1 protein-coding gene is annotated in these 229 nt (G+C 41.5%); it reads left to right on the top strand.

Going from position 1 to position 229, the window contains the following annotated elements; translation table 11 throughout:
• Positions 1 to 39 precede the first annotated feature (39 nt).
• Positions 40 to 229, top strand: a 190-nt coding sequence (locus tag AAEY78_RS15275) for a hypothetical protein (protein ID WP_352340394.1), incomplete at its 3' end; no start/stop codon positions are given.

Raw genomic sequence — 229 nt, 5'->3', positions numbered from 1 at the left:
ATGTTGACCCATCTTATTCGCAACCTTTTGACCAATGCTATGTTACATGGTAAACCACCCGTTACCGTGCTGATTTATGGCGTTCAGACTATTGACGAAGCCGATACCGTTCCAGATTATTTACTGCAAACGTTGGTTTCTAGTAGCTTTGCTGATTATAACCGTTCGGATTTTGAGCATTATTACGAATCAAACGAGTCCGATAACTTAGCGCTGCAAACATCAACAC

It is taken from the genome of Psychrobacter sp. 16-MNA-CIBAN-0192, assembly GCF_040309565.1.
Taxonomy (GTDB): domain Bacteria; phylum Pseudomonadota; class Gammaproteobacteria; order Pseudomonadales; family Moraxellaceae; genus Psychrobacter.
The sequence above is the reverse complement of the archived record's forward strand: the minus strand, read 5'-3'. Positions and strand labels throughout refer to the sequence as shown.